General features: G+C 65.7%; 29 protein-coding genes. 27 read left to right on the top strand and 2 right to left on the bottom strand.

Annotation, left to right across the window (positions count from 1 at the left end; translation table 11 throughout):
• Positions 1-411: 411 nt before the first annotated feature.
• The 4 genes from AC07UK_RS05330 to AC07UK_RS05315 all read left to right on the top strand — a co-directional run bounded on the left by AC07UK_RS05330 (position 412) and on the right by AC07UK_RS05315 (position 3,758).
• A complete protein-coding gene (locus AC07UK_RS05330) occupies positions 412-1,416 on the top strand; it encodes an RluA family pseudouridine synthase (RefSeq protein ID WP_013957380.1) in 1,005 nt (334 codons plus the stop codon).
• A 30-nt stretch (positions 1,417-1,446) separates the two neighbouring features.
• The gene (locus AC07UK_RS05325) at positions 1,447-2,106 is read left to right on the top strand and encodes an HAD-IA family hydrolase (RefSeq protein WP_436222214.1); all 660 of its coding nucleotides are present in this window, start codon (positions 1,447-1,449) and stop codon (positions 2,104-2,106) included.
• On the top strand, positions 2,099-2,497 hold the full coding sequence (locus AC07UK_RS05320; RefSeq protein WP_436222213.1) for a Rieske (2Fe-2S) protein: 399 nt from the start codon (positions 2,099-2,101) through the stop codon (positions 2,495-2,497). Before AC07UK_RS05325 ends, AC07UK_RS05320 begins: the two co-directional genes overlap by 8 nt.
• A 79-nt stretch (positions 2,498-2,576) precedes the next feature.
• Complete coding sequence (locus AC07UK_RS05315; protein WP_494687469.1) at positions 2,577-3,758, top strand: S49 family peptidase; 1,182 nt, start codon at positions 2,577-2,579, stop codon at positions 3,756-3,758.
• A 57-nt stretch (positions 3,759-3,815) separates the two neighbouring features.
• Here the strand turns inward: AC07UK_RS05315 and AC07UK_RS05310 are convergent, their stop codons facing one another.
• On the bottom strand, positions 3,816-4,547 hold the full coding sequence (locus tag AC07UK_RS05310; protein ID WP_114132440.1) for an SAM-dependent methyltransferase: 732 nt from the start codon (positions 4,545-4,547) through the stop codon (positions 3,816-3,818).
• Between the two features lie 16 nt (positions 4,548-4,563).
• Positions 4,564-5,163 (bottom strand): Maf-like protein, encoded by a 600-nt coding sequence (locus AC07UK_RS05305; RefSeq protein ID WP_436222211.1) that lies wholly within the window; start codon positions 5,161-5,163, stop codon positions 4,564-4,566.
• A gap of 206 nt (positions 5,164-5,369) precedes the next feature.
• Here AC07UK_RS05305 and AC07UK_RS05300 point away from each other — a divergent pair, with 206 nt between their 5' ends.
• From AC07UK_RS05300 to nagZ, 23 genes are all read left to right on the top strand, one after another.
• Positions 5,370-5,960: a DUF177 domain-containing protein gene (locus tag AC07UK_RS05300; RefSeq protein WP_013957374.1), complete on the top strand. Its 591-nt coding sequence runs from the start codon at positions 5,370-5,372 to the stop codon at positions 5,958-5,960.
• 119 nt (positions 5,961-6,079) lie between these two features.
• Entirely contained in the window at positions 6,080-6,259 is a 180-nt protein-coding gene (rpmF, locus tag AC07UK_RS05295; RefSeq protein ID WP_010814675.1) for a 50S ribosomal protein L32, read from the top strand.
• Between the two features lie 165 nt (positions 6,260-6,424).
• Positions 6,425-7,504, top strand: a complete 1,080-nt coding sequence (gene plsX, locus AC07UK_RS05290) for a phosphate acyltransferase PlsX (protein WP_494687470.1) — start codon at positions 6,425-6,427, stop codon at positions 7,502-7,504.
• Positions 7,505-7,556: 52 nt separating this feature from the next.
• Positions 7,557-8,537, top strand: a complete 981-nt coding sequence (locus tag AC07UK_RS05285) for a beta-ketoacyl-ACP synthase III (protein ID WP_436222210.1) — start codon at positions 7,557-7,559, stop codon at positions 8,535-8,537.
• 83 nt (positions 8,538-8,620) lie between these two features.
• Complete coding sequence (gene fabD / locus AC07UK_RS05280; protein WP_013957371.1) at positions 8,621-9,550, top strand: ACP S-malonyltransferase; 930 nt, start codon at positions 8,621-8,623, stop codon at positions 9,548-9,550.
• A gap of 16 nt (positions 9,551-9,566) precedes the next feature.
• Positions 9,567-10,316 carry a 3-oxoacyl-ACP reductase FabG gene (fabG, locus tag AC07UK_RS05275; RefSeq protein ID WP_316150737.1) on the top strand — a complete coding sequence of 250 codons (750 nt, stop codon included), beginning with the start codon at positions 9,567-9,569 and terminating at the stop codon, positions 10,314-10,316.
• A gap of 170 nt (positions 10,317-10,486) precedes the next feature.
• Entirely contained in the window at positions 10,487-10,726 is a 240-nt protein-coding gene (gene acpP / locus AC07UK_RS05270; RefSeq protein WP_008644813.1) for an acyl carrier protein, read from the top strand.
• Positions 10,727-10,916: 190 nt separating this feature from the next.
• Positions 10,917-12,149: a beta-ketoacyl-ACP synthase II gene (gene fabF, locus AC07UK_RS05265; protein WP_436222209.1), complete on the top strand. Its 1,233-nt coding sequence runs from the start codon at positions 10,917-10,919 to the stop codon at positions 12,147-12,149.
• Positions 12,130-12,675 carry a hypothetical protein gene (locus tag AC07UK_RS05260; RefSeq protein ID WP_436222208.1) on the top strand — a complete coding sequence of 182 codons (546 nt, stop codon included), beginning with the start codon at positions 12,130-12,132 and terminating at the stop codon, positions 12,673-12,675. Before fabF ends, AC07UK_RS05260 begins: the two co-directional genes overlap by 20 nt.
• Before the next feature lie 111 nt (positions 12,676-12,786).
• Positions 12,787-13,386: an RNA polymerase sigma factor RpoE gene (gene rpoE / locus AC07UK_RS05255; protein ID WP_010814682.1), complete on the top strand. Its 600-nt coding sequence runs from the start codon at positions 12,787-12,789 to the stop codon at positions 13,384-13,386.
• A 115-nt stretch (positions 13,387-13,501) separates the two neighbouring features.
• Positions 13,502-14,131: a sigma-E factor negative regulatory protein gene (locus tag AC07UK_RS05250; protein ID WP_114132446.1), complete on the top strand. Its 630-nt coding sequence runs from the start codon at positions 13,502-13,504 to the stop codon at positions 14,129-14,131.
• 8 nt (positions 14,132-14,139) lie between these two features.
• Positions 14,140-15,219, top strand: coding sequence for a MucB/RseB C-terminal domain-containing protein (locus AC07UK_RS05245; RefSeq protein ID WP_436222207.1), 1,080 nt, complete (start codon positions 14,140-14,142; stop codon positions 15,217-15,219).
• A 133-nt stretch (positions 15,220-15,352) separates the two neighbouring features.
• The gene (locus AC07UK_RS05240; RefSeq protein WP_436222206.1) at positions 15,353-16,837 is read left to right on the top strand and encodes a DegQ family serine endoprotease; all 1,485 of its coding nucleotides are present in this window, start codon (positions 15,353-15,355) and stop codon (positions 16,835-16,837) included.
• Between the two features lie 14 nt (positions 16,838-16,851).
• Positions 16,852-17,136, top strand: a complete 285-nt coding sequence (locus AC07UK_RS05235) for a glutaredoxin family protein (protein WP_436223093.1) — start codon at positions 16,852-16,854, stop codon at positions 17,134-17,136.
• Positions 17,137-17,344: 208 nt separating this feature from the next.
• Positions 17,345-19,138: a translation elongation factor 4 gene (lepA, locus tag AC07UK_RS05230; protein WP_013957363.1), complete on the top strand. Its 1,794-nt coding sequence runs from the start codon at positions 17,345-17,347 to the stop codon at positions 19,136-19,138.
• 93 nt (positions 19,139-19,231) lie between these two features.
• Positions 19,232-20,131 (top strand): signal peptidase I, encoded by a 900-nt coding sequence (gene lepB / locus AC07UK_RS05225; RefSeq protein ID WP_436222205.1) that lies wholly within the window; start codon positions 19,232-19,234, stop codon positions 20,129-20,131.
• Positions 20,132-20,181: 50 nt separating this feature from the next.
• A complete protein-coding gene (locus tag AC07UK_RS05220; protein WP_436222204.1) occupies positions 20,182-20,574 on the top strand; it encodes a DUF4845 domain-containing protein in 393 nt (130 codons plus the stop codon).
• Position 20,575: 1 nt separating this feature from the next.
• Entirely contained in the window at positions 20,576-21,346 is a 771-nt protein-coding gene (gene rnc, locus AC07UK_RS05215) for a ribonuclease III (protein ID WP_010814690.1), read from the top strand.
• Positions 21,343-22,281: a GTPase Era gene (gene era, locus AC07UK_RS05210; RefSeq protein WP_013957360.1), complete on the top strand. Its 939-nt coding sequence runs from the start codon at positions 21,343-21,345 to the stop codon at positions 22,279-22,281. The genes rnc and era overlap by 4 nt, the downstream gene beginning before the upstream one ends.
• 19 nt (positions 22,282-22,300) lie before the next feature.
• Positions 22,301-23,194 (top strand): DNA repair protein RecO, encoded by an 894-nt coding sequence (recO, locus tag AC07UK_RS05205; RefSeq protein ID WP_436222203.1) that lies wholly within the window; start codon positions 22,301-22,303, stop codon positions 23,192-23,194.
• A gap of 41 nt (positions 23,195-23,235) precedes the next feature.
• The gene (gene pdxJ, locus AC07UK_RS05200; protein ID WP_035818358.1) at positions 23,236-24,018 is read left to right on the top strand and encodes a pyridoxine 5'-phosphate synthase; all 783 of its coding nucleotides are present in this window, start codon (positions 23,236-23,238) and stop codon (positions 24,016-24,018) included.
• Complete coding sequence (acpS, locus tag AC07UK_RS05195; RefSeq protein ID WP_114132452.1) at positions 24,015-24,422, top strand: holo-ACP synthase; 408 nt, start codon at positions 24,015-24,017, stop codon at positions 24,420-24,422. Before pdxJ ends, acpS begins: the two co-directional genes overlap by 4 nt.
• A 29-nt stretch (positions 24,423-24,451) precedes the next feature.
• Complete coding sequence (gene nagZ, locus AC07UK_RS05190) at positions 24,452-25,501, top strand: beta-N-acetylhexosaminidase (RefSeq protein ID WP_494687471.1); 1,050 nt, start codon at positions 24,452-24,454, stop codon at positions 25,499-25,501.
• Positions 25,502-25,617: the final 116 nt, after the last annotated feature.

The following is a 25,617-nucleotide window of genomic DNA, read 5'->3' as shown; positions in this document are numbered from 1 at the left end:
CTTGGAATTCTGCGACCGGGCGCCGGTATTTCCAGTCAGGCGGCAGGCTAACCTGCCGGCCGGCACCGTTTCCCGGTGCTGGCAGGACTTCTCTCACCGAAGCGGATGCCGGCAGTGGCATCCGCCTTTAAATTCTGTTTTACCTGAACACTCAGTTCCCACGTCACCGCCTGCCTCGCCGAAGCCTCCTTTGGGCGACTTCCTGCATGCCGGCGGCACCGTGCGTGCTGCTTTTTACTGCCATTTGCCCGTCTGGCGCTTGGCGGAACGCAAAGTTGCGGGAGACGGGCGGGGTTGGCGGCAACCCCAAGTGTAGAATGCGAAAAATCCAAGAAAACTCAAAGATCAATCGCTTACACAGGTCTTGCGCTGCCGGCCACAAGCCGGGACAGCGAGGAAATTATATTGAAAATGAATGAGTTACGCCATCAAATTGAAAAGGCTGCCGAAGCTGCGCCGGCCAGCCCACAGGTGGCGTATGTCACGATTGACGAAGGCTCGGAAGGTCAGCGCATTGACAACTTCCTGCTGAAGGTGGCCAAGGGCGTGCCCAAGAGCCATATCTACCGGGTGCTGCGTTCGGGGGAAGTTCGCGTCAATAAGGGCCGGATCGATGCCACTTATCGCCTGCAGTCGGGTGATGTCGTGCGCATTCCGCCAATGCGGGTGGCGAATTCGGCGCAATCGGACAACGCCCAGCATGTGCCGGCGGGCGAATTCCCGGTGCTGTTTGAGGACGCCCAGCTGCTGGTGATCAACAAGCCGGCCGGCGTGGCCGTGCACGGCGGCTCGGGCGTGGCCTTCGGTGTGATCGAGCAATTGCGCCGGTCCCGGCCCCAGGCCAAGTTCCTGGAACTGGTGCACCGGCTCGATCGCGAGACCTCCGGCATCCTGGTGCTGGCCAAGAAGCGCTCGGCGCTGGTCCACCTGCACGAGCAGATTCGCGGCAGCGCGATGGACAAGCGCTATTTCGCCTGCGTGGCCGGCGAATTCCCGAACGCGCGCCAGCATGTGAAGCTGCCTCTATATAAGTACAGCACGCCGGACGGCGAGCGCCGAGTGCGGGTGCAGGCCGACGGGCTGGCCTCGCACACCGTGTTCAACCGGGTCGAGGCCTTCCAGGGCTTCACCCTGCTGGAGGCCGAGCTGAAGACCGGCCGCACCCATCAGATCCGTGTCCACCTGGCCCACTCGGGTTTCCCGATCGTCGGTGACGAAAAATATGGCGACTTCTCGCTGAACAAGGCGCTGGCGCGTTCCGGTGCCAAGCCGGGCCTCAAGCGCATGTTCCTGCACGCCCACCGGCTGGTGTTTATCCACCCGGCCACGGGCGAGCCGCTGGCGGTGGAAGCGCCGCTGCCCGACGAGTGCGTCGGATTCCTGCAACAATTGCGTGAACTGCATGCCCCGGAGTAGGGTAGTGCATCAAACGCCACAAGGACTTCCATGGCCAGGCAACAATTTGACCTGATCGTTTTCGACTGGGACGGGACGCTGATGGACTCGACCCCGACCATCGCCAAGTGCATCCAGCTTGCCAGCCGCGACCTGGGCCTGCCGGTGCCGGATGACAGGGCCGCCAGCCATGTGATCGGGCTGGGCCTGAAGGATGCGCTGTCTTACGCGGTGCCGACGCTGGACCCCGCCGACTACCCGCGCCTGGCGGAACGCTATCGCTACCACTTCCTCGCTCGCGACGCCGACCTGGTGCTGTTCGACGGCGTGCGCGAAATGCTGGAGACCCTGCGCGGCGAACACTATTTTCTTGGCGTGGCCACCGGCAAGACCCGCGTCGGCCTGCAGCGCGCGCTGGCCGCGAGCGGCCTGACCCGCCTGTTCGACGCCACGCGCTGTGCCGACGAGACCTTCTCCAAGCCGCACCCGGCCATGCTGCACGAGCTGACCCGCGAATTGGGCCAGGACGTGGAGCGCACGGTGATGATCGGCGACACTACCCATGACCTGCAGATGGCGGCCAATGCCGGCGCCAAGGGGATTGGCGTGTGCTATGGTGCACATCCCGCGGATTCGCTGCGCGCGATGGCGCCGGTGCATTGCGCGACCTCCATCCCCGACCTGACCGACTGGCTGCTGGCCCATGCCTGAGGCAGCGGCCGGCCAGGCGCCGGTGCGGCTGTGCGCTGCCGCGGACCTGGAGGAGGGCGGCCTGGGCGTGCGCTTCTCGGTGGCGCTGGACCAGCGCGAGATCGGCGCCTTCGTGGTGCGTTTCGACGGCGCCGCGCACGGTTACCTGAACCAGTGCGCCCATGTGCCGATGGAGCTGGACTGGCAGGAAGGCCGGTTCTTCGATGGCTCGGGCCTATACTTGATGTGCGCCACACATGGCGCGGTTTATGCGCCGGACAGCGGCGAGTGCGTCGGCGGTCCCTGCCGCGGTGCATCGCTGGCAAAGCTGCGCATCGAGGAGCGCGACGGCCACGTCTACTGGTTGCCGGAAGCGCCATACCGGATCGCTGCGCGCATGGACGGTGCCTGAATGACGGGCAGGGCCGGCGGTCGGGCCGGCCGTTGTATTTCCAGGCCTGGGTTGCCAGGCGTTTCCACGAGCGATTTGCATGACAGAACAACAGAAGCCGCCATCGGGTGAATCGGGTCAGCCGGACGAGCACAAGCCAGCCGGCGAAGGTGCGCCGGGCGAAGGGGCGCCCCAGGCGGAGTCCGAGCGCCTGGTCACCGCACCGCGCGCCGACTACCCGCTGGAAGATGAATTGCGCGCCGGCGACGACGCGGCAAGGCGTGAAGCACGCGAGCGCGAGGCGCGCATGGCCGGTGCCACCGCGGGGCCCCCGGTTGGCGGCGGCACCGGCTGGGAGCGCGATCTGCTGGAAAAAGTGCTGACCGCATCGCTGCGCGAGCAGCGCGCGGCACGGCGCTGGCGCATCTTCTTCCGCTTTGTCGGCCTGGGCATCGTGGCGCTGATCTTTATCGCGCTGTTCGATTTCAAGGGCGAGAAGGCCATCGGCTCGGGCCGCCACACCGCGATGGTGACGCTGGAAGGCGAGATCGCCGCAGGCACGCCGGCCAGCGCGGAATCGATCAATGCCTCGCTGCAGGCTGCATTTGCCGACGACAATGCCGCCGGTGTGATCCTGAAGATCAACTCGCCGGGTGGCTCGCCGGTGCAGGCCGGCATCATCAACGACGAGATCCAGCGGCTGCGCAAGCTTCATCCGTCCAAGCCGTTCTATGTGGTGGTGGAGGAGATCTGCGCCTCGGGCGGCTATTACGTGGCCGCGGCGGCCGACAAGATCTATGTCGACAAGGCCAGCATCGTGGGCTCGATCGGCGTGCTGATGGACGGTTTTGGCTTTACCGGGCTGATGGACAAGCTGGGTGTGGAGCGCCGGCTGTACACCTCGGGCGCCAACAAGGGCATGCTGGACCCGTTCTCGCCGCAGGTGCCCAAGCAGAAGGCCTTTGCCGAGGCCATGCTCAAGCAGATCCACCAGCAGTTCATCGACGTGGTCAAGGAAGGGCGCGGCGACCGGCTCAAGGATGATCCGGAGCTGTTCTCCGGCCTGTTCTGGTCGGGCGAGCGCGCCATAGAGCTGGGCCTGGCCGACGGGCTGGGCAGTGCCGACTATGTCGCGCGCGATGTGCTCAAGGCCGCGGACATCGTCGACTACACCGTCAAGGAAAACATCGCCGAGCGCGTGGCCAAGCGCTTTGGCGCGGCAGTGGGCTCAGCGGCAATGAAGACCATGCTGTGGAGCAACCGCATGCAGGGCATGCACTGAGCCTGGATGGTGCTGCGGCAATGACAAAGGGGGCGTTCGCGCCCCCTTTGCCGTTACTTACATGGCCAGCAGCGAGAAGATCGCCGGGCGCTTGTGCAGGTCGATCCGCTCGGGACGCCAGTCTGACAGCGGCAGCGTGACGATGGTCTCGCCCGGCAGGGTCAGGTCCACGGCCACGGACAGCAGCGTGGTGCCGGCGCAGTGCTGGCGCATGGCTTCCAGCAGCGCCGCATTGCGGTAGGGCGTTTCGATGAACACCTGGGTCTGGCTGGACTTGCGCGAGCGCTGCTCCAGCTCACGCAGGCGCTGCGCGCGCTCGCCGGCATCGACCGGCAGGTAGCCGTTGAAGGCAAAGCTCTGGCCGTTCAGGCCCGAGCCCATCACCGCCAGCAGGATCGAGCTGGGTCCGACCAGCGGCCGCACGCGGATGCGGCGCGCATGGGCCAGCCGTACCAGGTCGGCGCCGGGGTCGGCCACGGCCGGCACGCCGGCTTCGGACAGCAGGCCGCCGTCGCGGCCGGCTTCGAGCGGGGCCAGCAGCGCGGCCAGGGCGTCGGCGCGCGTGTTGACGTTCAACTCGCGGATCTCGATCTGCTGGATCGGGCGCGCCAGCGGCGTGGTCTCGCCCAGCTTCTTCAGGAAGGCGCGCGCGGTCTTGGCGTTCTCGGCGACGAGGTAATCGAGGTTGGCCGCGACCTGCTGCACGCCGGCCGGGATCACGTCGGCCAGCGGGTCGGCTTCGTCGCGCTTGCCGAGGGTGTTGGGGATCAGGTAAAGAGTGCCGCTCATCGTGGGCTCGTGCGGGTCATGCGGAAAGGAGAGGGTAGCCGGCCTGGCGCAGCATGCCGGTCAGCGCGATCAGCGGCAGGCCGACCAGTGCGGTCGGGTCGTCCGACTCGACGCGTTCCAGCAGCGCGATGCCCAGGCCTTCGGACTTGGCGCTGCCGGCCACGTCGTAGGGGCGCTCCAGCTGCAGGTAGGTTTCGATTTCAGCATCGGTCAGGTCGCGCATGGTCACGCGGGTCTGCACGTCGGCCAGCTGCACGGTGCCGGTGCGTGCGTCCAGCAGGCACAGGGCCGAGTGGAAGGTGGCGGTGCGCCCGCGCATGCGGCGCAGTTGCGCCACGGCATTCTCATGCGTGCCGGGCTTGCCCATCTGTTCGCCGTCCAGGGTCAGCACCTGGTCCGAGCCGATCACCAGCACGCCCGGATGGCGCGCGGCAATGGCTTCGGCCTTGCGCTGCGACAGGCGCAGCGCGGTGGCTTCGGGCGCTTCGCCGGCAAGCGGGGTTTCTTCGATGTCGGGCACGGCCACCTCGAACGGAATGCGCAGGCGCGCCAGCAGTTCGCGGCGGTAGGGCGAGCCGGAGCCAAGGATCAGGCTGGGGCGGGGGTCTGGGGACATAAGTAATGGAATCGGAACAGGAAGCGAAACAGTAAAAGGTGCGGCCCGCGTTGCAAGACCTTTGACCTCGGCACGGTTTACGTCGTACAATCGCGCGTTTAGCCGCATCCGCACCCGGGCGCAGTGCCGCCAATGTGCGCGGCCCGTAGTCCAACAGGCGTGGAATGTGGTGAACCAGTCATTGTATAGCGACCGGAGCCACGCACATGACCCAGCCGATTGACCTGCGCGCGCTTGATCTCTTCGCCTTGTGCCGGAAGGGTGAAAGCCTGGCCGGCGACGTGGCGGTGCGGGATTTGCCGCGCATCTTAGCCGAGACCGCCGCGCAAGCGCCAGCCTCGGCACCCGATGAGACGTTTGCCTATACGGCCACTGGCTTCATGCGTGAAGAGGCGGCCGAGCCGGGCGCCCCGGTGGCGCGGCGGCTGTTTCTCGACGTGACCGTGCAGGGCCGGATATGGCTGGATTGCCAGCGCTGCCTGGCCCCCTATGCCGAGCCGATCGACACGGCAACGCGTTTCGAGGTGGTGGAAAGCGAGGAAGCGGCCGACGCCGCGCCGATGGACGACGACGAAGTCGACGTGATCGCCGGCTCGAAGCATTTCTCGTTGCTGGACCTGATTGAAGATGAAGTGCTGCTGGCGTTGCCGGTGGCCCCCAAGCATGACGTCTGCCCGACGGTGCACGAAAGCCTCGTGACCGGTTCGGACGGCGAGGCGCAGCCAGAGGCTGAGCCTGAGGAAGAAAAGCGACCTTCGCCCTTTGCGGCGCTGGCCGGCCTGAAGACCAAGCATTGATGCCGCCGACAGGCGGTGCGCAAGGTCTTGCAGGTGAATCTGAAGCATCCGGCCGGGCCCCGGCTACGCCTTGGGCGGGATGCGTGTGTTAATATTGAAAAATTCTCGAAGGAGTCATCATGGCTGTTCAACAGAACAAGAAGTCGCCGTCCAAGCGCGGCATGCACCGTTCGCACGATCACCTGTCGGCCGCGCCGCTGGCAGTTGAGCCGACCACCGGCGAAACCCACCTGCGTCACCACGTCAGCCCGAACGGCTACTACCGTGGCCGCAAGGTCATCAAGACCAAGAACGACTGATAGCTTCGTTCGGCGTGACGTTGCGTCTCGCTCGCGCATGCCTGTAGGTCGGACACTAAAAGGTCAGAGACAAAAAAGCGGCAAGATCGTTGCCGCTTTTTTGTTGGGCGCTCGGATTTCCCGCCGAGCGTGGCGTGCGCCGCCGCGCTATCCGTACCAGGAACAATGACGATCAAAATCGCTATCGACTGCATGGGCGGCGATCACGGAGTCTCCGTGACGGTGCCTGCGGCGATCAGTTTTCTTTCCCGCCACGACGACGCCGAGATGGTGCTGGTCGGCTTGCCCGACCCCATCCGGACGCAGCTGAAAAAGCTGCACGCGCTGGACCATCCGCGCGTGACGATCGTCGAGGCCACCGAGGTCATCACCATGGATGACCCGGTCGAGGTGGCGCTGCGCAAGAAGAGGGACTCCTCGATGCGCGTCGCCGTCACGCAGGTCAAGGAAGGCCTGGCCGGTGCCTGCATCTCCGCCGGCAATACCGGCGCGCTGATGGCGGTGTCGCGCTATGTGCTCAAGACGCTCGAAGGCATCGAGCGGCCGGCCATCGCCACCACCATCCCGAACGAGCAAGGCTGGGGCACCACCGTGCTGGACCTGGGCGCCAATGCCGACTGCGAGCCCGAGCACCTGCTGCAGTTCGCGCGCATGGCCGACGCCATGGTGGCCGTGGTCGACCACAAGGACCACCCCACGGTGGGCCTGCTGAACATCGGCGAGGAAGTCATCAAGGGCAATGAGGTGGTCAAGCGTGCGGGTGAACTGCTGCGCGCCTCGGAGCTGAACTTCTACGGCAACGTGGAAGGCAACGACATCTTCAAGGGCACTACCGACATCGTGGTCTGCGACGGCTTTGTCGGCAACGTGGCACTCAAGAGCACCGAGGGCCTGGCCAAGATGATCGGCAGTATGATCAAGGAGGAATTCACCCGCTCGTGGTTCACCAAGCTGCTGGCCGCGGTCGCCATGCCGGTGCTGTCGCGCCTGGCCAGGCGACTCGACCCGGCGCGCTACAACGGCGCCTCGCTGCTTGGGCTGCGCGGGCTGGTGATCAAGAGCCACGGCTCGGCCGATGCCCATTCTTTTGAGTGGGCCATCAAACGCGGGTATGATGCCGCCAAGAATGGCGTGATCGCCCGCATTACCCGGGCTTTTGCCGATAAATCCAGCGCCGCAGGCGCTGCACAGCCCGCCCCGGAGACAGAGGTGCCTGGCGCGCATCCCAGCCCCCACGTCGCCTGAGCGCCACGCGCGCCGGTCGAGGGTGCCTGCGGGCCATACGATCCGACAATACATGACCAAGTACGCAAAAATCATCGGTACCGGGAGCTACCTGCCTCCGCGGCGCGTGACCAACCATGACCTGGCCACGCAGCTTGCCGAAAAGGGCATCGAGACCAGCGACGACTGGATCGTCTCGCGCAGCGGCATTTCCGCACGCCACTGGGCCGAGCCGGATGTGACCAGCAGCGATCTCGCGGTCAAGGCTGCCGAGCAGGCCATCGAAGCTGCCGGCATCGACCGCCAGAGCATCGACCTGATCATCGTCGCCACCTCGACGCCGGACTTTGTGTTCCCCAGCACGGCCTGCATCGTGCAGGAAAAGCTGGGCATCACCAACCACTGCCCGGCCTTCGACCTGCAGGCGGTGTGCTCGGGCTTCGTGTACGCGCTGGCCACGGCCGACAAGTTCATCCGCAGCGGCTCGCACCGCAACGTGCTGGTGATCGGCACCGAGGTGTTCTCGCGCATCCTGGACTTCAACGACCGCACCACCTGCGTGCTGTTCGGCGACGGTGCCGGCGCCGTGCTGCTGTCGGCCTCCGAGGAGCCGGGGATCCTGTCCACCGCGATGCACTCGGACGGCAGGCATGTCGATATCCTGTGCGTGCCGGGCAACGTCGCCGGCGGCAACATCACCGGCAACCCGTTCCTGCACATGGACGGTCAGGCTGTGTTCAAGCTGGCCGTGAATGTGCTGGACAAGGTCGCGCGCGAAGCCATGGAGGCTGCCAGCCTGACGCCGGACCAGGTTGACTGGCTGATTCCGCACCAGGCCAATATCCGCATCATGCAGGGCACGGCGAAGAAGCTGGGCCTGCCGGCGGAGCGCATGGTCGCCACCGTGCATGAGCACGGCAACACCTCGGCCGCGTCGATCCCGCTGGCGCTGGACGTCGCGGTGCGCGATGGCCGCATCCGCCCGGGCCAGACCGTGCTGATGGAAGGCGTGGGCGGCGGCTTCACCTGGGGCGCGGTGCTGCTGCGCATGTGATTCGCGGCCGGCGCCATGGCATGCCGCGCATGCAGGACATGCCGCGGCGCCGGCCACCCGTTTCTTGTTAGGGTTCCATTCCGATGAAATTCGCTTTCGTATTTCCCGGCCAGGGTTCGCAGTCGGTCGGCATGCTCAATGCCTTCGCCGATAACGCCGTGGTGCGCGCCACCGTGGAAGAAGCCTCGGCCGCGCTCGGCCAGGATCTCGGCCGCCTGATCGCCGAAGGCCCCGCCGAAGAGCTGAACCTGACCACCAACACGCAGCCGGTGATGCTGACCGCCGCCGTGGCGGTCTACCGTGCCTGGCTGGACGCCGGTGGCCCGGCGCCGGCGCTGGTTGCCGGCCACAGCCTGGGCGAATACTCGGCGCTGGTGGCTGCGGGCGTGATCCCGTTTGCCGATGCGGTGCCGCTGGTGCGCTTCCGCGCGCAAGCCATGCAGGAAGCCGTGCCGGTGGGCGAGGGCGCCATGGCCGCGATCCTGGGCCTGTCCGATGACGACGTGCGCGCCGCTTGCGCCGAGGCATCGGCCGCGGGCGTGGTCGAGGCCGTGAACTTCAACGCGCCGTCGCAGGTGGTGATCGCCGGCCACAAGGCCGCGGTCGAGAAGGCCTGCGAAATCGCCAAGGGCAAGGGCGCCAAGCGCGCGCTGCCGCTGCCGGTGTCGGCGCCGTTCCACTCGTCGCTGCTCAAGCCCGCTTCGGACCGCCTGCGCGAGCGCATGGCCGGCCTGGCTTTCTCGGCGCCGTCGATCCCGCTGGTGAACAACGTCGACGTCGCCATCGTCAATGATCCGGACGCGATCAAGGACGCCCTGGTGCGCCAGGCCGCCGCGCCGGTGCGCTGGGTCGAGTGCGTGCAGAAGATGGCCGCCGAAGGCATCACGCACGTGATCGAATGCGGCCCCGGCAAGGTGCTGGCCGGCATGACCAAGCGCATCGACGGCAACCTGACCGGCGGCGCGATCTTCGATCCGGCCTCGCTGCAAGACACGCTGGCACTGCTGAAGTAAGCAAGAGGACATCCGCATGACCAAACTTCTCGACAACCAGATTGCGCTGGTCACCGGCGCCTCGCGCGGCATCGGCCGTGCCATCGCGCTGGAACTGGCCCGCCAGGGCGCCACCGTGATCGGCACCGCCACCAGCGAAGCCGGCGCGGCCGGCATCACCGATTACCTCGGCGCCGATGGCCTGAAGGGCAAGGGCGCCGTGCTCAACGTCAATGACGCGGCCGCTTGCGACGCGCTCATCGACGAGATCGTCAAGACCCACGGCGGCATCGGCGTGCTGGTCAACAATGCCGGCATCACGCAGGACCAGCTGGCGATGCGCATGAAGGACGAGGACTGGCTGGCCGTGATCCAGACCAACCTGACCTCGGTATTCCGCCTGTCGCGCGCGGTGCTGCGCCCGATGATGAAGGCCCGCCAGGGCCGCATCATCAATATCACTTCGGTGGTGGGCTCGGTCGGCAACCCCGGCCAGATGAACTACTCTGCTGCCAAGGCGGGCGTGGCGGGCATGACCCGCTCGCTGGCCGCGGAAATCGGCAGCCGCAACGTGACCGTGAACTGTGTCGCGCCGGGCTTTATCGACACCGACATGACCAAGGCGCTGTCCGAAGAGCAGCATGCTTCTCTCAAGACACAGATCCCGCTGGGTCGCCTTGGCCAGCCGGAGGATATCGCCAACGCGGTGGCCTTCCTGGCTGGTCCGCAAGCCGCTTACATTACCGGCACTACGCTGCATGTGAACGGCGGGATGTACATGAATTAATGGGTTTCTGGTTGGCTGGTTTCGGGGAAGAAGCCCGAAGAAGCTGCCTGAAGTAGTAGTTTTCCGAACCAAACGGGCGCGATTCTTGCAAAGCTTGGCAGGCGGCATTTCTGTCGCCTCAAACCTGCTAAAATGCGCCCACTTTTTGTCGAACTTCCCTGGAGGGTTACATGGACAATATCGAACAACGCGTCAAGAAAATCGTGGCAGAACAGCTTGGCGTGGCCGAGGCAGACATCAAGAACGAATCGTCGTTCGTGAACGATCTCGGTGCGGACTCGCTGGACACGGTTGAACTCGTGATGGCGTTGGAAGATGAATTCGGCATGGAAATTCCTGATGAGGAAGCCGAAAAGATCACGACCGTGCAACAGGCTATCGACTACGCCACCGCGCACGTCAAGGCCTAAGCCCGTCGTCTCTGCATTCCGAGCCACAGAAGGCAGGTGGGCGGGCCGTTGCGGCCGCGCCTTGCTGTTTTCTGTGGCTTTCGTCTGTTTGAAGAAGCAGAATGGAATGTGCTTCGCCGTGCGGCCCGCAAGGCCGGCGGCGGGTTGATCTCCGTTCCGTTCCCGTTTCACGCACCCGTAGGAAAACATAGTGAGCCGTCGTCGCGTCGTCGTCACTGGGCTTGGCCTTGTGTCTCCGGTCGGAAACACGGTTGCCGAAGGCTGGGCCAACCTGGTTGCCGGCAAGTCCGGCATCGCCACCATCACCAAATTCGATCACTCCGCGCTTTCCGTGCACTTTGCCGGTGAAGTGAAGGGTTTCAATGCCGAGGACTACATCCCCGCCAAGGAAGCCCGCGCGATGGATACCTTTATCCATTTCGGCATTGCAGCCGGCACGCAGGCGCTGAAGGACAGCGGCCTGGAAGTGACCGACGCCAATGCCGAGCGCATCGGCGTGCTGGTCGGTTCGGGCATCGGCGGGCTGCCGTTGATCGAAGAAACCCACGCCGTGCTGACCGAGCGTGGTCCGCGCCGGATTTCGCCGTTCTTCGTGCCGGGATCGATCATCAACATGATCGCGGGCCACCTGTCGATCATCCACGGCATCAAGGGCCCGAACCTGGCTGCCGTGACCGCTTGCACGACCGGCCTGCACAGCATTGGCCTGGCCGCCCGCCTGATCCAGGCCGGCGATGCCGACGCCATGCTGGCGGGCGGTGCCGAGTCGACCGTGTCGCCGCTGGGCATCGGCGGTTTCGCCGCTGCGCGTGCGCTGTCGACGCGCAATGACGATCCGGCGGCCGCTTCGCGTCCGTGGGACAAGGACCGCGACGGCTTCGTGCTGGGCGAAGGCGCGGGGGTGATGATGCTGGAGGAGTACGAGTCGGCCAAGGCGCGCGGCGCGCGCATCTATGCCGAGCTGATCGGCTTTGGCATGAGCGGCGACGCCTATCACATGACCGCGCCGAACATGGACGGCCCGCGCCGTTGCATGGTCAATGCGCTCAAGGACGCCGGCATCAATACCGACCAGGTGCACTACCTGAACGCCCACGGCACGTCCACGCCGCTGGGTGACAAGAACGAATCCGATGCGATCAAGGCCGCATTCGGCGAGCAGGCCTACAAGATGGTGGTGAACTCGACCAAGTCGATGACCGGCCATCTGCTGGGCGGTGCCGGCGGCGTGGAATCGGTCTTCACCGTGCTGGCGCTGCACAACCAGGTGTCGCCGCCGACGATCAACCTCGACAACCAGGATCCCGAGTGCGACCTGGACTACGTGGCCAACACGGCGCGCGAGATGAAGATCGACGTCGCGGTGAAGAACAACTTCGGTTTCGGCGGCACCAACGGCACGCTTGTTTTCCGCCGCGCCTGATCCGTGGCTGAGGCGGGCCCTTCGCGGGCTGCGCCAGGGCAGGGTCCACCCGTTGCGGTGGGCCCTGTTCGTGTTTTGTGCCGGCGAAACGCTGGCGCTCGCGCTGCTGGCGCGGACGCTGGCCGATGTGGTGGCCGGCAGTCAGTCTGGTTTCCATTGGGGGCATGCCGCCATGGCGCTGGGACTCACGCTTGTCGTCACGGCGACGGTGCGTGCCTGGCCGGCGTGGTGGCGCGGCCTGCGCTGGCGCTGCACCGCGGTGCTGCACGCGCCCGACGGCAAGGGGCCATTGCGGATCCGCCTGCAAGGGCCGGGCGGTGCCCGGCACGAGGCTGTGATCAGGCAATGCTGGCAGGCCGGCGGCGCCGCTGTCGTGCGCCTGGTCCCCAGAGCGCCCGGGATGCCGGGCGCCCTCTTTCTTCCCTGGCAGGCGGGTTCGCCCGAGATGGCGCGGCGGTTGCAACGCGCCGCCAGAGTTGCACTGCGGGTGCAACCTGATATGCCGGCAGGGGAACGATTTTGTTAGCTTACGGTCACAGGATGCGCGTTGCTTCTCCGGGCGGGCTTAGAATCGTAGGTAAAATACAACGTTTGTCGTGACGACCAAACCAAGAGATACACTGCAGGTGAGCCATACGTGAGCGAACGCGAAGCCGATCAGCTCCTAGTTGAACGCGTCCAGCAGGGCGACAAGCGGGCCTTTGAACTTCTGGTGACCAAATACCATCGGAAGATCATTCGCCTGATTTCGCGCCTGGTCAGGGACCCCGCTGAGGTTGAGGATGTGGCGCAGGATGCCTTTATCAAGGCATACCGCGCCTTGCCCCAGTTCCGCGGGGAGTCGGCCTTCTATACGTGGCTGTACCGGATCGCCGTCAACACGGCCAAGAACTACCTGGCCACCCAGGGCCGCCGCCCGGAAGCGTCCAGCGATATCGATGCAGAAGAGGCTGAAACTTTTGCGGACGGTGAGCAACTAAGGGATATCAATACGCCGGAATCGATGCTTCACACGCGCCAGGTCGCCGAGACGGTGAACCGCGCCATGGAGGCCCTTCCGGAGGAATTGCGGACCGCCATCACGCTGCGCGAGATCGAGGGCCTCAGCTATGAGGAGATCGCCGAAGCGATGGGATGTCCGATCGGCACGGTGCGTTCGCGGATCTTCCGGGCGCGCGAGGCGATTGCCGAGAAATTGCGTCCGCTGCTGGGAACGGCAGAGGGCAAGCGGTGGTAGTAGTCGGGTAGTCGAGAAGAATGTCGTGCGGCCAGCGTTGCAGCGTATTCCTGCATCGATAAGCGACAGAAGTGACGGGATTATCGGTGTTCAATGGAATGTCTTGGGGTGGGAAATGGGTCAGGCTCATAAGCAGTCGGTTCATGTAGTGGAAGCAGCGGAGCAGATCTCCGTACTGATGGATGGCGAACTGGCGCTGCACGAAGTCGATGCCGTGCTGGGTCTCGCGAAAAGCGATGCCGGCATGTCCGACTGGGCCACTTACCAGTTGATCGGCGACACGCTGCGTTCGGAAGACCTGACGCACGCGGGTTCCACCACTGCTTTCCTCTCTCGTTTCTCCGCGCGCCTGGAAGCCGAGCCGCACGTACTGGTGCCGGCAGTGGCGCAGGCCAGCGCCCGCCACCGCCTGCTGGTCAGGCCGTCGTGGGTGCGCCGCGTGATGCCGGGCACCGCGATCGCCGCCGCCGTGGCAGCGGTCAGCTGGGTGGTCGTGCCGCAGATGCGCGGCCCCGCCACGCTGGCCACCCCCGATGCCGTGGTGGCGCGCGCCGACCAGCCTGCGGCCAGCCCGGCCCCTGGCATCGTCACCGTGGCGGCAGAAAGTCCCCAGATGATCCGCGACCCGCGCCTGGACGAATACCTGCGTGCCCATCGCACGTCGGTGGCAACGGATGCGTTCGTGCCCACCATGCGCACGGTTGCCAACGGTGCAAACTTCACTCAGGAAAATACGCAGGAATAATGCCGGACATGCATAAAGGAGGGTCGCCCGCCTATGTAGCGGGCGCGCAGAAAATCAGGGCCCTGCGTAGGTCCTTTTTTCTGGCCTTGTGTCTGAGCGCTGCCGCGGCCACCGCACAGCCTTCAGACAGTACGCTGAACCGACGCGACGCCACCGCCTGGCTCAACAAGATCCACAAAGCCGCACAGCGCGAAAACTATGTCGGCACGCTGATCTACCAGCGCGGCAGCGTCATGCACGCCTCGCGTATCCAGCATTACAGCGATCTCGTCCACAACGAGTACGAACGCCTGGAAACGCTCGACGGCAAGCCGCGCGAGGTGCTGCGGCAGAATGACGTGGTGCACAGCCTGATCCCCGAAGCCAAGCTGGTGGTGGTGGAGAAGCAGGAAGCCAAGGACCGCTTCCCGGCGCTGCTCGCCACCAACAAGAACGACGTGCTGGACCTGTACGACATGCGCAAGATGCCCGCCGAGCGGGTGGCAGGCATGGAGTGCGAGGTCTTCGCGCTGGAGCCGCACGATGCCGCACGCTATGCGGTGCACCTGTGGGCGGAGAAAAACTCCGGCCTGCTGATGCGCGCGCAGACCATTGGCGACGGCGGCAAGGTGCTGGAGCAGGTCGCGTTCTCGCAGGTGCAGATCGGGGTGCCGTCCGAAAAGCAGCGTATCCTCGGGGCGATCAAGAATTCCAGCAGCTGGAATCGCTATGAGGTGATCTACCAGCCGACCAATATCGCCGACGAGGGCTGGTCGATTGCGGTGCCGCTCAAGGGCTTCCAGAAGATCCGTGAAGTCCGCCGTCCGCTCGGCGAGCTGCGCGCGCCCGCGCCGGGCAACGCGCGCGGCCAGGTCTTCGAAGTGCTGCAGGTGGTCTACAGCGATGGGCTGACCGGCCTGTCGGTTTTCATTGAACCGGTTTCCGAGCAACGCGTGCGCCGCGAGGGCGTGGCCGCGCTGGGCGCGACCCAGGTCGTGGTGCGCCGGATTGCCGATTTCTGGATTACCGTGGTGGGCGAGGTGCCGGCGAGCACCGTCCGGCAGTTTGCGACCGCCGTGGAATACCGCCCGCCCAAGGCGGTACACTGAGCTTGACGCAGGTGCAGCCGACGCCGCCGGACTCTGTCCCGGCGCCGGCTCCATGAAACCTGCGCAGGGGTCCCCGCCACGGGATCACATCCAGACGGTTTTTCTTCTATTTGCTGAATCCCGGGAGTTGTCGATGATGTTCAGATCCCCAGCCCTGGCGCGGGCCGTGGTCATGGCTGCCATGATGCTGCTCGGCCCGACTGTTGCCGAAGTCAGCCATGCCCAGGCTGCCGCCTCCAACTACAACCTGCCCGATTTCACCGACCTGGTGGAAAAGGCCAGCCCGGCCGTGGTCAATATCCGCACCACGGAACTCGTGCGCCAGCGCGGTGCGCCCGGCGGCGATGACGAGATGGCGGAATTCTTCCGGCGCTTCTTCGGCGTGCCGATGCCCGGTGCCCCGGCGCCCGGCGCCCCCCGCCGCGGCCAGCCGCCGCAGCAGGAAGAGCAGAGCCGCGGCGTGGGTTCGGGCTTCATCATCAGCCAGGACGGCTACGTGATGACCAACGCGCACGTGGTCGCCGACGCCGAAACCATCTATGTGACGCTGCCCGACAAGCGCGAATTCAAGGCCAAGCTGATCGGCTCGGACAAGCGCACCGACGTGGCGCTGCTCAAGGTCGAGGCCAGCGGCCTGCCGCGCCTTCCGCTGGGCGATTCCAACAAGGTCCGCGCCGGCGAATGGGTGCTGGCGATCGGCTCGCCGTTCGGCCTGGACAACAGCGTGACCGCCGGCATCGTCTCGGCCAAGGGCCGCGACACGGGCGACTACCTGCCGTTCATCCAGACCGACGTGGCGGTCAACCCCGGCAATTCCGGCGGCCCGCTGATCAACCTGCGCGGCGAAGTGATCGGCATCAACTCGCAGATCTACAGCCGCAGCGGCGGCTACATGGGCATCTCGTTCGCGATCCCGATCGACGAGGCGATGCGCGTGTCCGAGCAGCTCAAGGCCTCCGGGCGCGTGACACGCGGACGCATCGCCGTGGCCATCGGCGACGTCACCAAGGAGGTGGCCGATTCGCTGGGCCTGGGCCGTGCGCGCGGCGCGCTGGTCGGCAGCGTCGAGCCGGGTGGTCCTGCCGAGAAGGCGGGCATCGAGGCTGGCGACATCATCCTCAAGTTCAACGGCCGCGATATCGAGCGGGCCTCGGACCTGCCGCGCATGGTGGGCGAGACCAAGCCGGGCACGCGCGTGCCGCTGCAGCTGTGGCGCAAGGGCGCGACCCGCGACGTCACGATCACCGTCACCGAGCTGGAGCCGGACGGCAAGGCCAAGTCCCGCAGCGGCGCAACGCCCAAGGACGACAGCGCGGCACAGGCCGGCAAGCCCAACGCGCTGGGCCTGGTGGTCAACGACCTGCCCGAGGCGCGCCTGAAGGAGCTCAAGCTCAAGTCGGGTGTCGAGGTGGAAGTGGCCGACGGCCCGGCGCTGCGTGCCGGCATCCGTCCGGGCGACATCATCCTGCGCCTGGGCGATACGGACGTGACCAACGCCCGCCAGTTCAATGAGCTGGTGCGTAGCCTGGACAAGAACCGGATTGCCGCGGTGTTCGTGCGGCGCGGCGACGCCACCCAGGTGCTGACGCTGCGTCCGGGCGCCACGTCCAGCCGCTGATCCGCATGATCGGTATGCCCGCGCTGACACTGTACGGCCGGGCATACTGCCACCTTTGCGACGACATGAAGGTCGCGCTGGAGCCGCTCCGGCGCGATTTTTCTTTCACCCTGCATGAGGTGGATGTCGATACCGATGCGGGGCTGGAAGACCGCTTTGGCGAGCTGGTGCCGGTGCTGATGCCAGGCACGCCAGCAGACTTGCAAGGCAGCGCCGTGGAGCTTTGCCACTATTTCCTCGACGAAGCGGCCGTAAGGGTGTGGCTTGCCGCACATGGTGGCGCGCACACCACCCGCTGATCCCCGCCGGTAACCGCCGCCAACCGCGCCACGCCGCCATTTGACGACCCGGAAGTCATTGAAAATCCGGTAAAATTGCGGATTGGCGCAAAAATTGCACCCCCCGAACCTGCGGTACGCCCGCGCACGCCTTGCGGCGCGCGGCGCCGGGCCGCTCAACCGCTTGTTGCCGCGCGGGCTCTCACGCCGGCGCCCCCCTGAACACTAGATGGACCATATCCGTAATTTCTCGATCATTGCCCATATCGACCATGGGAAGTCCACCCTGGCCGACCGGATCATTCAGCTTTGTGGAGGGCTGTCGGATCGGGAGATGGAAGCGCAGGTCCTCGATTCGATGGATATCGAAAAGGAGCGCGGCATCACCATCAAGGCGCAGACCGCTGCGCTCAGCTACAAGGCGCGCGACGGCCAGGTCTACAACCTGAACCTGATCGACACCCCGGGACACGTCGACTTCAGCTATGAAGTGAGCCGCTCGCTGTCCGCCTGCGAAGGCGCGCTGCTGGTGGTCGACGCCTCGCAGGGCGTTGAGGCGCAGACCGTGGCCAACTGCTACACCGCGATCGAGCTGGGCGTCGAAGTGGTGCCGGTGCTCAACAAGATCGACCTGCCGCAGGCCGACCCCGATAACGCGATCCAGGAGATCGAGGACGTGATCGGCATCGACGCGCAGGACGCCACGCCGTGCTCGGCCAAGACCGGGCAGGGCGTGCAGGACGTGATCGAGGCGCTGATCGCCAAGGTGCCGCCGCCCAAGGGCGACGCCGACGCGCCGCTGCAGGCGCTGATCATCGACTCGTGGTTCGACAACTACGTTGGCGTGGTGATGCTGGTGCGCGTGGTCAACGGCACCCTGCGTCCCAAGGACAAGGTACTGCTGATGGCCAACGGCTCACAGCACCTGGTCGAGCAGGTGGGCGTGTTTACGCCGAAGTCGATCCCCCGCGATGCGCTGACGGCGGGCGAGGTCGGCTTCGTCATCGCCGGCATCAAGGAACTGAAGGCGGCCAAGGTGGGCGACACCATCACCACCATGCAGCGCAAGGCCGAGGCGCCGCTGCCCGGCTTCAAGGAAGTCAAGCCGCAGGTGTTCGCCGGCCTGTACCCGGTCGAGGCCAACCAGTACGAGGCCCTGCGCGAGTCGCTGGAAAAGCTGCGCCTGAACGATGCCTCGCTGATGTTCGAGCCGGAAGTGTCGCAGGCGCTGGGCTTCGGCTTCCGCTGCGGCTTCCTCGGCCTGCTGCACATGGAGATCGTGCAGGAGCGCCTGGAGCGCGAGTTCGACATGGACCTGATCACCACCGCGCCGACGGTGGTGTACCAGGTCGAGATGCGCGACGGCACCGTGATCACCGTGGAAAATCCGGCGAAGATGCCGGACCCGAGCAAGATCGAGGCGATCCTGGAACCGATCGTCACCGTCAACCTGTATATGCCGCAGGAATATGTCGGCTCGGTGATTACGCTGTGCACGCAGAAGCGCGGCTCGCAAATCAACATGAGCTACCACGGCAAGCAGGTGCAGCTGACCTACGAAATCCCGATGGCGGAAATCGTGATGGACTTCTTCGACCGCCTGAAGTCGGTGTCGCGCGGCTATGCGTCGATGGATTACGAGTTCAAGGAATATCGCCCGTCGGACGTGGTCAAGGTCGACATCCTGATCAACAGCGACAAGGTCGATGCGCTGTCGGTGATCGTGCACCGTTCGAACTCGCAATACCGCGGCCGCGAGGTCGCGGCCAAGATGCGTGAGATCATTCCGCGCCAGATGTACGACGTGGCGATCCAGGCCGCGATCGGCGCGAATATCATTGCGCGCGAAAACGTCAAGGCGCTGCGCAAGAACGTGCTGGCCAAGTGTTACGGCGGGGACATCACGCGCAAGAAGAAGCTGCTGGAAAAGCAGAAGGCCGGCAAGAAGCGGATGAAGCAGGTCGGTACGGTCGAGATCCCGCAGGAGGCTTTCCTGGCCATCCTGCAGGTGGACGACAAGTAAGAAGGCGCAGCGAGCAGGGCAGTGCCACGCGCGGCGGTGCCCCCGTGGTGAAAGAACAGGCTGTACCAGGATTTCAAAAAACCAGAAGCCGTCATGAATTTTGCACTGATCCTTTTTGTGCTGGTGGTGATTACGGGCGTCGCGTGGGTTGCGGACAAGCTCGTGTTCGAGCGGCAGCGCCGCTCTTCGGCGCGGCTGGCGCTGGCCGAGTTCGATTCGCGCCAGGCCGGCCTGCAGGGCCGCTTCGGCGCGGCGGAAGCTGACGCCACGCGCAAGCGCCTGGCCGAGGAAAAGCTGCGCCAGCCGTGGTGGCTGGAGTATTCGGCCAGTTTCTTCCCGGTGATCCTGGCGGTGTTCGTGCTGCGCTCGTTCGTGGTCGAGCCGTTCAAGATCCCGTCCGGCTCGATGATCCCGACGCTGCTGATCGGCGACTTCATCCTTGTCAACAAGTACGAGTACGGCATCCGCCTGCCGGTGGTGAACAAGAAGGTCGTGAACATGGGCGAGCCGCAGCGCGGCGACGTGATGGTGTTCCGCTACCCGAAGGACCCGTCGCTCGACTACATCAAGCGCGTGATCGGCGTGCCGGGCGACGTGGTGCAGTATGCCAACAAGCGCCTGACCATCAATGGCAAGCCGGCCGAGTACACTGCGCTGCCGGATTTCCTGGACGAGGAGCGCCTGGCGTATTCCAAGCATTTCCGCGAAAAGCTGCCAGGCAGCGTCGATCATGGCATCCTGAACGACGCCGACCGCCCGTCGTTTATCGCGGGGGCGGACCCGGATTTCCCGTACCGGGAAAACTGCACTTACAATCAACAGGGCGTGACCTGCAAGGTACCTGCAGGTCACTATTTCGTCATGGGTGACAACCGGGACAACAGCCTGGATTCCCGTTACTGGGGGTTCGTGCCGGACGAGAATATCGTCGGCAAGGCCTTTGTGATCTGGATGAACCTGGGCAATTTCGGACGCGTGGGAACGTTCAAATAAGAATCCCCGCGGCGCAAGAACACTCAACGCAAAACGAGGACAAGCGCATCATGGGTCAATTTGGGAAGGTGGGGGGCAGGAATCCGGTGCGACGCCGGGCAGCCATGGGCGGGTTTTCCGTCTGGACGCTGCTGGTGATCGTGGTGTTCGTGATCGGGGTGGCCTTGCCGGCCCTGCGCGCGATCCCGAGCCTGGTGGAGTATTTTTCGGTCAAGCGCGCGGCCAGCTATGCCAAGCAGCGCGCCGCCAACAAGCGCGAAGTGGTCGATTATTTTGAAAAGCAGGCAGTCATCGACCGGATTACCGCAGTCAAGGCTGAGGACCTCCTGATTCGGGAAGACGAGAACGGCACCATCCAGTCGGTCGATTTCTCGTACCGGACCGAGGTGCCCGTCTACGGACCCCTGAGCCTACTGATTACCTATTCAGGAACGCAGCACTGATATGAACCTTGACGCCTTGCAGCAACGACTCGGCTACCGATTCAGCAAGCCCGAATTGCTGCAACAGGCGCTGACGCACCGCAGCCACAGCGCCCAGCACAACGAACGCCTTGAATTCCTGGGCGATTCGGTGCTCAACTGCGCCGTGGCGGACATGCTCTATGGCATGTTCGGCAAGCTCGACGAGGGCGACCTGTCGCGCGTGCGGGCCAATCTGGTCAAGCAGCAGGCGCTGTACGAGATCGCCCAGATGCTGCAGTTGTCCGATACCCTGCGCCTGGGCGAGGGCGAACTCAAGAGCGGAGGCTTTCGCCGCCCGTCGATCCTGGCCGATGCGCTCGAAGCCATCGTCGGCGCGGTGTTCCTGGACGCCGGCTTCGATGCCGCCCGGGCGCTGATCCGCAAGCTCTATATCCCGATCCTGGAGCAGGTCGATCCGCGCACGCTCGGCAAGGACGCCAAGACCCTGCTGCAGGAATACCTGCAGGGCCATAAGATCGCCCTGCCGCAATATAACGTAATCGCCACACACGGGGCCGCGCACAGCCAGCAGTTTGAAGTCGAGTGCACGGTGCCTAAACTGGAAGTCCGGGTGTTCGGCACCGGCGCCTCGCGGCGCGCCGCCGAGCAGGCCGCCGCCAAGCTGGCGCTGGACGAAGTCCAGAAGCTGGTGCCGCAGTTGCTCAAGCGCAGCCGCGCCGAGCGCACCGGCAAGACCCGCAAGCAACCCGTGCCGCAAGACCCACAGCTGTCTCTCAGGTTGAAGGAATGACCGAATCTACCCATCCGCAGCAAGACGCGGCGGATACCCCGGCCGCGGCGTTCCGCTGCGGCACCGTGGCCATCGTCGGCCGCCCCAACGTGGGCAAGTCCACGCTGATGAACGCGCTGGTCGGCCAGAAGATCAGCATCACCTCGCGCAAGGCGCAGACCACGCGGCACCGCATCGTCGGCATCCAGACCACGGATGACGCGCAGTATGTGTTCGTCGACACGCCGGGCTTCCAGACCCGTCACGCCAGCGCGCTGAACCGTTCGCTGAACCGCGCGGTCACGTCCACGCTGTCGTCGGTGGACCTGGTCCTGTTCGTGGTCGAGGCCGGCTACTACGGCGCCGACGACGAGAAGGTGCTGTCGCTGCTGCCGAAGAACACGCCGGTGCTGCTGATCGCCAACAAGCTGGACCGCGTCAACGGCGAGAACCGCTCGGAAGTGATGATGCCCTTCCTGGAAAAGATGGGGCAGCAGTTCCCGTTCCGCGAAGTGGTGCCGATGACGGCCAAGACCCACGACCATATCGCGCGGCTGTTCGCGATCATCCGGCCCTACCTGCCGGAAGGCGAGCCGATGTATGACGCCGACGCCATGACCGACCGCAGCGAGCGCTTCCTGGCCTCGGAGATCATCCGCGAGAAGGTGTTCCGCTGGACCGGCGACGAGCTGCCGTACACCAGCACCGTGATCATCGACAAGTTCGAGACCGAGGGCCGCCTGCGCCGCGTCTTTGCCACCATCCTGGTCGAGCGCGACGCGCACAAGGCCATGATCATCGGCAACAAGGGCGCCAAGCTCAAGCAGATCTCCACCGAGGCGCGCCTGGACATGGAGAAGCTGTTCGACGGCAAGGTCTACCTGGAAATGTGGATCAAGGTGAAGAGCGGCTGGGCCGACAACGAAGCCGGGCTGCGCGCGTACGGCTACGAGTGAGCATAACGGCGAGCGACCAGTGAGCAAGACGGCTGACATCGCGCGCGCGCCGGCGCCGGCGCCACGGTCCCGCCGCGCCGACCCCGTGGTCGACGAGGCCGCCGAACTGCTCGACAGCAAGGCGCTGCCGGGCATGGCCGACGCGGCCGCGCGCGCGATGATGGACCGCGCCATGCGCATCGTGCCGGCGCGGCCCGAGTCGCGCGTGGCCGAGCAGCCCGGCTTTGTGCTGCACGCCTGGCCGTATCGCGAGACCAGCCTGATCCTGGACCTGTTCACGCGCGACTACGGCCGCATCTCGATGGTGGCCAAGGGCGCCAAGCGCCCGCACTCGGCGCTGCGCGCGGTGCTGCAGCATTTCCACCCGGTCTCGGTGTCATGGAGCGGCCGCGGCGAGGTCAAGACCCTGACCAAGGCCGAGTGGGTCGGCGGCATGCCGCCGCTGGACGGCGACGCGCTGCTGTCAGCGTTCTACCTGAATGAGCTGCTGATGCGCTTCTGCCCGCGCGAGGACGCGCATCCGGCCTTGTTCCGCCACTACCTGACGACGCTCACGCGGCTGGCGCACGGCGAGCAAGCCGGGCTGGTGCTGCGCAGCTTTGAACGCGTGCTGCTGCAGGAAACCGGCTTCGCGGTGGCCTTCGACCAGTGCCTGAGCACCGGTGAGCGGGTCCAGCCAGGCCTGGACTATGTCTACCAGCCAGAGCGCGGCGTGCGCCGCGCGCAGCCGAGCGACCCGTCGTCATGGCCGGTGGTCGCTGGCCAGACGCTGCTGGACATGGCGCAGGACGATTACAGCCGCGCGCAGACCGCCGCGCAAAGCCGCGCGCTGATGCGGTTCCTGCTGCATTATTATCTGCAAGGCGCGCCGCTGAAGACGCGCCAGATACTGATCGACCTGCAGTATCTCTGACCGACTCAAGAACCATCCGACTTACTCCTGCACCTGCTCGCATGATCTTCCACGCAAATCCGGGCGTCATCGACCTTGGCGTCAATATTGACCACGTCGCCACGCTGCGCAACGCGCGCGGCACCGTGTACCCCGATCCCATCCGTGCCGCGCTGCTGGCGGAACAGGCCGGCGCCGACCTGATCACGCTGCACCTGCGCGAAGACCGCCGCCATATCCGCGATGCCGACGTGCGCGCACTGCGCCCTCAACTGGCCACGCGCATGAACCTGGAATGCGCGATCACGCAGGAGATGCTCGACATCGCCTGCGAGATCCGTCCGCAGGACGTGTGCCTGGTGCCGGAGCGCCGCGAGGAAGTGACCACCGAGGGCGGGCTGGATGTGGCCGGGCGTTTCGAGCAGGTCAAGGCGGCGTGCGCGCAGCTGGCCGGCGCCGGCATCCGCGTGTCGCTGTTCATCGATCCCGATGCCGACCAGATCGCCGCGGCGGCCGCGTGCGGCGCGCCGGTAATCGAGCTGCATACCGGCCGCTATGCCGATGCGCATACGCCCGATGAGCAGGCGCTCGAGTTCCGCCGCATCGCCGATGGCGTCGATGCCGGCCAGAAGCACGGCCTGGTGGTCAACGCCGGCCATGGCCTGCATTACACCAATGTGCAGCCGATCGCCGCGCTGCCCGGCATCAAGGAACTGAACATCGGCCACGCGATCGTGGCGCATGCGGTGTTCGCAGGCTGGGAGAACGCGGTGCGCGAGATGAAGGCCATCATGGTCGCCGCGCGCCTGGGCACGCGCTACCCTGCCGCGGGCGCCCCGGCGTGATCTACGGCGTCGGCACCGACATCATCCAGATCGCCCGCGTGCAGGGCGTGATGGAACGCACCAACGGCCGTTTCGCGGAGAAGGTGCTGGGCCCCGATGAGCTGGCCAAGTACCACGCCCGCAAGGCGCGTTCCGAAAAGCGCGGGCTGGCCTTCCTGTCCACGCGCTTCGCTGCCAAGGAGGCGTTCTCCAAGGCCATCGGCCTGGGCATGCGCTGGCCGATGACGTGGCGCGCGATGGAGCTGATGAACCTGCCGTCCGGCGAGCCCACGCCGGTGTGCCATGGCGAGCTGGCCGCATGGCTGGCGGAACGCGGGCTCACCGTGCGGGTCAGTGTCAGTGACGAGCACGACTTTGCCGTCGCCTTCGCCATTGCCGAGCGTGCGGGCGGGGCGGCTTCCTAACCTACAGCCTTGTGAATCCAACAACTTCCATGTCCAAGAAGAACTCCGGCAAGCGGCCGGGCCCGGTGGTCCTCGACGTCGTCGGCAAGCAGCTCGACGCGGAGGATGCGCGCCGCATCGCGCATCCGCTGACCGGCGGCGTGATCCTGTTCGCGCGCAATTTCGAGTCGCGCGCGCAACTGCTGGCGCTGACGCGCGCGATCCGCGCAGTGCGCGACGACGTGCTGATCTGCATCGACCATGAAGGCGGGCGCGTGCAGCGCTGCAAGACCGACGGCTTCACCCACCTGCCGGCGATGCACCGCCTGGGCGAGCTGTGGGAGCGGGACGTGCTGGCCGCGACCAAGGCGGCAGTCGCCTGCGGCTACGTGCTGGCCGCCGAGCTGCGCGCCTGCGACATCGACCTGAGCTTTACCCCGGTGCTGGACCTGGACTACGGCCGCAGCGCCGTGATCGGCGACCGCGCCTTCCACGCCGATCCGCGCGTGGTGTCGATGCTGGCCGGCCACCTGAACCACGGCCTGCTGCTGGCCGGCATGAGCAACTGCGGCAAGCACTTCCCCGGCCACGGCTACGTCGAGGCCGATTCGCACGTGGCGATCCCGGTCGACGAGCGCTCGCTGGACGAGATCCTGGGGCAGGATGCGCGCCCGTACGAGTGGCTGGGCCTGTCGCTGTCGTCGGTGATGCCGGCGCACGTGATCTACCCCAAGGTCGACCCGAACCCGGCCGGCTTCTCGCGCTACTGGCTGCAGGACGTGCTGCGCGCCCAGCTGGGCTTCGAGGGCGTGATCTTCAGCGACGACCTCAGCATGGAAGGCGCCAGCGTCGCCGGCAATGTCACCGAGGCTGCGCGCGCCGCGCTGACCGCGGGCTGCGACATGGTGCTGATCTGCAACCACCCGGAGCGCGCCGACCAGTTGCTGACCGAGCTTGACGTGGGCATCGACAAGACCTCGCAGCGCCGCATCCGCAAGCTGTTCGCGCGCAGGAAGCCGCTGGACTGGAACAAGCTGCACCAGGAAGGCGAGTACCGCGCCGCGCTGCGCACGCTGAAAGAGCACGACCTGATCGCCTGAACGGGGTCGCGTGCAGAAACAAAAATGGCAGCCGAGGCTGTAATGCCGTTCAGTTAAGGTCCCTATTGAGGAAGCGAACGGCATAGCGTGAAGGGCGGGACTTGACGACCCGGTCG

Source organism: Cupriavidus sp. GW821-FHT07C08, from assembly GCF_059419025.1.
The sequence above is the reverse complement of the archived record's forward strand: the minus strand, read 5'-3'. Positions and strand labels throughout refer to the sequence as shown.

What these genes read in the sequence shown, in the direction of transcription:
- plsX (WP_494687470.1), top strand. Translation starts at nt 6,425, where the DNA reads ATGACGATCAAAATCGCTATCGACTGCATGGGCGGCGATCACGGAGTC.
- AC07UK_RS05305 (WP_436222211.1), bottom strand. Translation starts at nt 5,163, where the DNA reads ATGTCCCCAGACCCCCGCCCCAGCCTGATCCTTGGCTCCGGCTCGCCC.
- rpmF (WP_010814675.1), top strand. Translation starts at nt 6,080, where the DNA reads ATGGCTGTTCAACAGAACAAGAAGTCGCCGTCCAAGCGCGGCATGCAC.
- era (WP_013957360.1), top strand. Translation starts at nt 21,343, where the DNA reads ATGACCGAATCTACCCATCCGCAGCAAGACGCGGCGGATACCCCGGCC.
- AC07UK_RS05320 (WP_436222213.1), top strand. Translation starts at nt 2,099, where the DNA reads ATGCCTGAGGCAGCGGCCGGCCAGGCGCCGGTGCGGCTGTGCGCTGCC.
- fabD (WP_013957371.1), top strand. Translation starts at nt 8,621, where the DNA reads ATGAAATTCGCTTTCGTATTTCCCGGCCAGGGTTCGCAGTCGGTCGGC.
- AC07UK_RS05245 (WP_436222207.1), top strand. Translation starts at nt 14,140, where the DNA reads ATGCATAAAGGAGGGTCGCCCGCCTATGTAGCGGGCGCGCAGAAAATC.
- pdxJ (WP_035818358.1), top strand. Translation starts at nt 23,236, where the DNA reads ATGATCTTCCACGCAAATCCGGGCGTCATCGACCTTGGCGTCAATATT.
- AC07UK_RS05300 (WP_013957374.1), top strand. Translation starts at nt 5,370, where the DNA reads ATGACCCAGCCGATTGACCTGCGCGCGCTTGATCTCTTCGCCTTGTGC.
- AC07UK_RS05240 (WP_436222206.1), top strand. Translation starts at nt 15,353, where the DNA reads ATGATGTTCAGATCCCCAGCCCTGGCGCGGGCCGTGGTCATGGCTGCC.
- AC07UK_RS05325 (WP_436222214.1), top strand. Translation starts at nt 1,447, where the DNA reads ATGGCCAGGCAACAATTTGACCTGATCGTTTTCGACTGGGACGGGACG.
- AC07UK_RS05220 (WP_436222204.1), top strand. Translation starts at nt 20,182, where the DNA reads ATGGGTCAATTTGGGAAGGTGGGGGGCAGGAATCCGGTGCGACGCCGG.
- AC07UK_RS05310 (WP_114132440.1), bottom strand. Translation starts at nt 4,547, where the DNA reads ATGAGCGGCACTCTTTACCTGATCCCCAACACCCTCGGCAAGCGCGAC.
- acpP (WP_008644813.1), top strand. Translation starts at nt 10,487, where the DNA reads ATGGACAATATCGAACAACGCGTCAAGAAAATCGTGGCAGAACAGCTT.
- rnc (WP_010814690.1), top strand. Translation starts at nt 20,576, where the DNA reads ATGAACCTTGACGCCTTGCAGCAACGACTCGGCTACCGATTCAGCAAG.
- lepA (WP_013957363.1), top strand. Translation starts at nt 17,345, where the DNA reads ATGGACCATATCCGTAATTTCTCGATCATTGCCCATATCGACCATGGG.
- AC07UK_RS05285 (WP_436222210.1), top strand. Translation starts at nt 7,557, where the DNA reads ATGACCAAGTACGCAAAAATCATCGGTACCGGGAGCTACCTGCCTCCG.
- nagZ (WP_494687471.1), top strand. Translation starts at nt 24,452, where the DNA reads ATGTCCAAGAAGAACTCCGGCAAGCGGCCGGGCCCGGTGGTCCTCGAC.
- fabG (WP_316150737.1), top strand. Translation starts at nt 9,567, where the DNA reads ATGACCAAACTTCTCGACAACCAGATTGCGCTGGTCACCGGCGCCTCG.
- AC07UK_RS05235 (WP_436223093.1), top strand. Translation starts at nt 16,852, where the DNA reads ATGCCCGCGCTGACACTGTACGGCCGGGCATACTGCCACCTTTGCGAC.
- AC07UK_RS05250 (WP_114132446.1), top strand. Translation starts at nt 13,502, where the DNA reads ATGGGTCAGGCTCATAAGCAGTCGGTTCATGTAGTGGAAGCAGCGGAG.
- AC07UK_RS05330 (WP_013957380.1), top strand. Translation starts at nt 412, where the DNA reads ATGAATGAGTTACGCCATCAAATTGAAAAGGCTGCCGAAGCTGCGCCG.
- AC07UK_RS05315 (WP_494687469.1), top strand. Translation starts at nt 2,577, where the DNA reads ATGACAGAACAACAGAAGCCGCCATCGGGTGAATCGGGTCAGCCGGAC.
- lepB (WP_436222205.1), top strand. Translation starts at nt 19,232, where the DNA reads ATGAATTTTGCACTGATCCTTTTTGTGCTGGTGGTGATTACGGGCGTC.